The 5,511-nt window shown below is 72.8% G+C and carries 5 protein-coding genes; 1 reads left to right on the top strand and 4 read right to left on the bottom strand.

Translation table 11 applies throughout. The features are described from left to right. On the top strand, positions 1–1,230 hold a 1,230-nt coding region (locus tag ACWD3D_RS32675), incomplete at its 5' end, for a PQQ-binding-like beta-propeller repeat protein (protein ID WP_451464354.1). 85 nt (positions 1,231–1,315) lie between these two features. Here the strand turns inward: ACWD3D_RS32675 and ilvD are convergent. The 4 genes from ilvD to ACWD3D_RS32655 all read right to left on the bottom strand — a co-directional run. Further along, entirely contained in the window at positions 1,316–3,166 is a 1,851-nt protein-coding gene (gene ilvD / locus ACWD3D_RS32670) for a dihydroxy-acid dehydratase (protein WP_451464353.1), read from the bottom strand. Between the two features lie 134 nt (positions 3,167–3,300). Beyond that, positions 3,301–4,014, bottom strand: coding sequence for a TetR/AcrR family transcriptional regulator (locus ACWD3D_RS32665; protein ID WP_451464352.1), 714 nt, complete (start codon positions 4,012–4,014; stop codon positions 3,301–3,303). After that, positions 4,011–4,835, bottom strand: a complete 825-nt coding sequence (locus ACWD3D_RS32660) for a sugar phosphate isomerase/epimerase family protein (RefSeq protein WP_358765351.1) — start codon at positions 4,833–4,835, stop codon at positions 4,011–4,013. The genes ACWD3D_RS32665 and ACWD3D_RS32660 overlap by 4 nt, the downstream gene beginning before the upstream one ends. 198 nt (positions 4,836–5,033) lie before the next feature. Beyond that, positions 5,034–5,511 (bottom strand): Ppx/GppA phosphatase family protein (locus tag ACWD3D_RS32655; protein ID WP_451464351.1); only part of this gene is annotated, 478 nt, incomplete at its 5' end.

Genomic DNA, 5,511 nt, shown 5'->3' with positions numbered 1-5,511 from the left:
CTGACCCTCGCCACCGGGGGCGCGGTGTACGCCGAGGTCGGCGCGGGTACGCCCGCGGCGGCGCGGAAGGACGGCGCGGCGCCGGACGCGGCGAAAGCCTTCACCCCGTGGCGGACCGTCATGACGGGGGCCGCCGGCGCGGTCCCGTACTGCTTCACCGCCGACGGGTCCGGTGCGGGGACGTCCTTTGACGGGTCCGGTGCGGGGACGAACTCCGGTGCGCCCGGCGGCGGGGCGGCCGACGCCGCGCTCTACTGTGCCGAGTCCGGCTACGGCGTCGCCCGCCTCGATCCCGCCGACGGTCACGTTCTCTGGTCGCACCGGGACTCCTCGGCCTCGGCGCGGTCACTGGCCACCGGCGGCGGGCCGGTCCTGGTGGACGAGCCCGGCGTGACGCTGCGGGCCTACGGCCCCGAGGACGGCGAGCAGCTCTGGTCGGCGGGCTCCCCCTCCGCCGTCGGCGGGCCGTGGAGCGCCGGGGACACCCCGCTGATCGTCGGCGCCGGGGGCGAGGTGAAGGGGATCGACGCCCGGACAGGCCGGGTGCGCTGGAACCACCGGTTCGCCGGGCACGCGCTGCCGGCCATCGGCTTCCACGATCCGGCGACCGGGCTCTCCTACCTCTACGAGAACACCGGCGCCGGGAACACCACCCTGGTCACGGCGATCGACGCGGCGGACGGCGGCATCCGGTGGCAGCGACCGCTGGACGGGACGCTGACTCCGGTCGGCGTCAGCGACGGGTCGCTGGTCCTGAAGGTGACGGGAGAGAGCTCGCGGGTCGACACCCTGGTGCGTTACGACCCCGAGGGGCGGACGGCGACGCGGATCGCGGTGCCGTACGGGATGGCCGATCCGGGCATCGTCGTCGACGCCGGCACCGCCTATCTGCTGGCGCCCGGCGGGGCCCTGGTCGCCCTGGACATCGGTGCCTCGACCGGCAGCGGCAGCGCCGAACGGTGGCGGCTGGAGACCGGGGTGGCGCTGATGTCGGCCCCGGTGCTGGGCGAGGGGGACCGCCTGTACTTCACGGCGGCGGACGGGCGGCTGCTCGCGGTGGACACCCGGAAGGGGAACCTGCTCGGGCAGACCGCTCCCCGGCTCCGGAACGGGAAGCTCGGCCTGGCCTCCTTCCCGCACGCGCCCGTGCCGGTCGGCCGCGGCGTCGTCGGCACGGCGCCGGACGGTTCGGTCTTCGCGGTGGACGGGAGCGATCCGGCCGCCTGGTGAGTCGGTCACGACCCCCGGAACGCCGGACCGCCCGGCCCCCCTCGTGGGGTGGCCGGGCGGTCACGTACTGCCTGGGGTGGAGCGGTCAGCCGAGCTTGGAGACGTCGCGCACCGCGCCGCGGTCGGCGCTGGTCGCCATCGCCGCGTACGCACGCAGCGCCGCCGAGACCTTGCGCTCGCGGTTCTTCGGCGCGTACACGCCGTTCAGCGCCTCGCGACGGGCCGCCAGTTCGGCGTCCGGGACGAGCAGCTCGATGGAGCGGTTCGGGATGTCGATGCGGATGCGGTCGCCGTCCTCGACCAGCGCGATCGTGCCGCCGGAGGCCGCCTCGGGGGAGGCGTGGCCGATCGACAGGCCCGACGTACCGCCGGAGAAGCGGCCGTCGGTGATCAGCGCGCACGCCTTGCCGAGGCCGCGGCCCTTGAGGTACGACGTCGGGTAGAGCATCTCCTGCATGCCGGGGCCGCCCTTGGGGCCCTCGTAGCGGATGACGACCACGTCGCCCTCCTTGACCTGCTTCAGGAGGATCTTCTCGACGGCCGCCTCCTGCGACTCGCAGACGACGGCCGGGCCCTCGAAGGTCCAGATCGACTCGTCGACGCCGGCCGTCTTCACGACACAGCCGTCGACGGCGAGGTTGCCCTTGAGGACGGCGAGGCCGCCGTCCTTGGAGTAGGCGTGCTCGACGTCGCGGATGCAGCCCTCGGCGGCGTCCGTGTCGAGGGTGTCCCAGCGCTCGGACTGCGAGAAGGCGGTGGCGGAGCGGACGCAGCCGGGGGCCGCATGCCACAGCTCGACGGCCTCGGGGGCGGGCGAACCGCCGCGCACGTCCCAGTTCTTCAGCCAGTCGGCGAGGGAGGCGGAGTGCACGGAGTGGACGTCCTCGTTGAGGAGTCCGCCGCGGTGCAGCTCGCCCAGGATGGCGGGGATGCCACCGGCGCGGTGGACGTCCTCCATGTAGTACGTGCGGTTCTTGGCGACGTTCGGCGCGACCTTGGCGAGGCAGGGGACGCGGCGCGAGATCTCGTCCATCTCCGGCAGCCCGAAGTCGAGCTCGGCCTCCTGGGCCGCGGCGAGGAGGTGCAGGATCGTGTTGGTGGAGCCGCCCATGGCGATGTCGAGGGCCATGGCGTTCTCGAACGCGGCGCGGCTCGCGATGGCGCGGGGCAGGACGGTCGCGTCGTCCTGCTCGTAGTGGCGCTTGGTGATCTCGACGATCGTGCGGCCCGCGTTCTCGTAGAGGGCGCGGCGGGCGGTGTGGGTGGCGAGCGTCGAGCCGTTGCCCGGCAGCGCGAGACCGATGGCCTCGGCGAGGCAGTTCATGGAGTTGGCCGTGAACATCCCGGAGCAGGAGCCGCAGGTGGGACAGGCGTTCTCCTCGATACGGAGCATGTCCGCGTCGGAGATCTTGTCGTTGACCGCGTCGGACATGGCGTCGACGAGGTCGAGGGTGCGGACGGTGCCGTCGACCAGGGTCGCCTTCCCGGACTCCATCGGACCGCCGGAGACGAAGATCGTCGGGATGTTGAGGCGCAGGGCGGCCATCAGCATGCCGGGAGTGATCTTGTCGCAGTTGGAGATGCAGATCAGCGCGTCCGCGCAGTGCGCCTCGACCATGTACTCGACCGAGTCGGCGATCAGGTCGCGCGAGGGCAGGCTGTAGAGCATCCCGCCGTGGCCCATCGCGATGCCGTCGTCCACGGCGATCGTGTTGAACTCGCGCGGCACCGCGCCCGCGGCGTGGATCGCCTCGGAGACGATCCGGCCGACCGGGGAGAGGTGGGTGTGGCCCGGGACGAACTCGGTGAAGGAGTTCGCGACGGCGATGATCGGCTTGCCGATGTCCTCGCTCGCTACGCCCGACGCCCGCATGAGGGCGCGCGCGCCCGCCATGTTGCGACCGTGGGTGACAGTGCGGGACCTCAGCTGCGGCATCGTCGCTCGCTCCTTCGACAGATAAGCCTTCGACAGATAAGAAAAGACTGTCTACTTCGATGGAAAAGACTTCTCCGAGCGTACGCTCCCACTCCAGGATCTGGACAGCCTGTCCGGATAGCGGGACGCCGTGCTCACGGAGCGGTCGTCGCGGCGGGCCCTCCGGGCGGCGTACCGGGGTCCTGGGCGCCCGCCGGTTCCGGGTGGGCGTACGGGCCGTCCTCGGTCAGATAACGCTGGATGCTGGGCGCCACCAGGGCGACGATCCGCTCCGGGTCCACCGAGGCGAGCGGCTCGGTCCGTACGACGTACCGCAGCATCGCGATGCCCACCATGTGCGAGGCGGCCACCTCGGCACGGAAGGTCGGGTCGGGTACGTCCAGCTCCGCGGCGACCCGCTCCAGCAGCCGTCCCAGCACGAAGGTGCGCAGCACGTCGGCCGCCGCCTCGTGGGTGAGCGCGGACCGGACGATCGCCAGCAGCGGCGCCCGGCTGACGGGGTTCTCCCACACGGAGATGAAGTAGCGCGCCATCCGCTCCCCCACCCCCTCCACCGGGCCGCTCAGGATCCGCGGGACGACGAGGGCGGGTTCGAAGGAGAGCTCCACGGCCGCCCCGAACACCTCGTCCTTCGTCCCGAAGTAGTGGTGGACCAGTGCCGCGTCGACGCCGGCCGCGCGGGCGATCGAGCGCATCGACGCCTTGTCGTAGCCGCGCTCGGCGAACTCGGTACGCGCCGCCTGGAGGATGCGGGCCCTGGAGTCGGGGCCCTCTTGCGCGGCGGCGCGCGAGGGACGGCCCCTGCGGCGCGGGGCCGGGGCGTCTTCCTGGGTGGAACGGGAGGTCACGGCCGGGGCGTCCGCTTGGCCGAGGCCAGGTGGAGACGGGTGAAGGCGAGCGCCTCGGCGAGGTCGGCCTCGCGTTCGGCGGACGACATGGCCCGGCGGGTGTTGACCTCCAGGACCACGTGCCCGTCGAACCCGCTCCGCGCGAGGCGCTCCAGCAGTTCCGCGCAGGGCTGGTCGCCCCGGCCGGGCACCAGGTGCTCGTCCTTGCCGGAGCCCTTGCCGTCGGCGAGGTGCACGTGGGCGAGGCGGTCGCCCATCCGGTCCACCATGGCGAGCCCGTCGGTACGGGCCGTGGAGGTGTGCGAGAGGTCGACCGTGAAGTGCCGGTAGTCGTCGTGGGTGACGTCCCAGTCCGGGGCGTACGCGAGCATCTCGCGGTCCCGGTAGCGCCACGGGTACATGTTCTCCACGGCGAACCGGACATCGGTCTCGTTCGCCATGCGCCAGATCCCGTCGACGAAGTCGCGGGCGTAGTGGCGCTGCCACCGGAACGGCGGGTGGACCACGACGGCGGAGGCACCGAGCCGTTCGGCCGCGGACCTGGCCCGCTGGAGCTTGACCCAGGGGTCCGTGGACCAGACCCGCTGGGTGATCAGCAGACATGGCGCGTGCACGGCGAGGATCGGGACCTGGTGGTAGTCGGAAAGGCGCCGCAGCGCCTCGATGTCCTGGCTGACCGGATCGGTCCACACCATGACCTCGACACCGTCGTACCCCAGGCGCGCGGCGATCTCGAAAGCCGTCGCCGTCGACTCCGGATAGACCGAGGCCGTCGACAGGGCGACCTTCGCATCGGGGATGCGCACCGCTGGATCTGCCACCTGGACAGCGTACGGGCCCGGCGGCGCGCCGCCGAGAGGGCGGAAGGGAAAGTGAGAAGGACCATGAACGGACCTGACCGGCCGGGGCTGCCGACGGCCGGTCGTTGCCGCCGGTCGGTCGTTGCCGGCGGTCGGTCGCTGCCGACGGCCGGTCACCGCCGACGGCCGGTCGCCGCCGGCCCCGCCGCGGCCGGTCCGTCAGCTCAGCGCGAGCCGCTCCGCCGGGAGGTGGTCGAGGCGGCGCAGGATGACGCCCTCGCGGAGCGCCCAGGGGCAGATCTCCAGCTCGGTGATCCCGAAGAGGTCCATCGCGCCCTCGGCGACGAGCGCCCCGGCGAGCAGCTGGCCCGCCCGGTCGGGCGAGACGCCGGGGAGCCGGCCGCGTTCCTCGGCGGTCATCATCGCCAGCTTGGGGACCCACTCCTCCAGGGCCGCGGCGGAGAGGGTCCGCCGGGTGTACAGCCCCTCCGTGGAGCGGGCCGCCCCGGCTATCCGGGCGAGCTGCTTGAAGGTCTTCGAGGTGGCGACCACGCGGTCGGGCCCGCCGTGGCGGCTGAACTCCCCGACCGTGCCGGCGATCCTGGCGCGGACGTACCGGCGCAGCTCGCGCAAAGGCTGCGTCGACCACCCGGCACTTCTTGATGTTGTGCTTGCCGGAGAAGTGGTTCCGGCCGAG

The organism is Streptomyces sp. NPDC002690 (genome assembly GCF_053592415.1).
This window is presented reverse-complemented; position numbering and strand designations above follow the sequence as displayed.

What these genes read in the sequence shown, in the direction of transcription:
- ilvD (WP_451464353.1), bottom strand. Translation starts at nt 3,166, where the DNA reads ATGCCGCAGCTGAGGTCCCGCACTGTCACCCACGGTCGCAACATGGCG.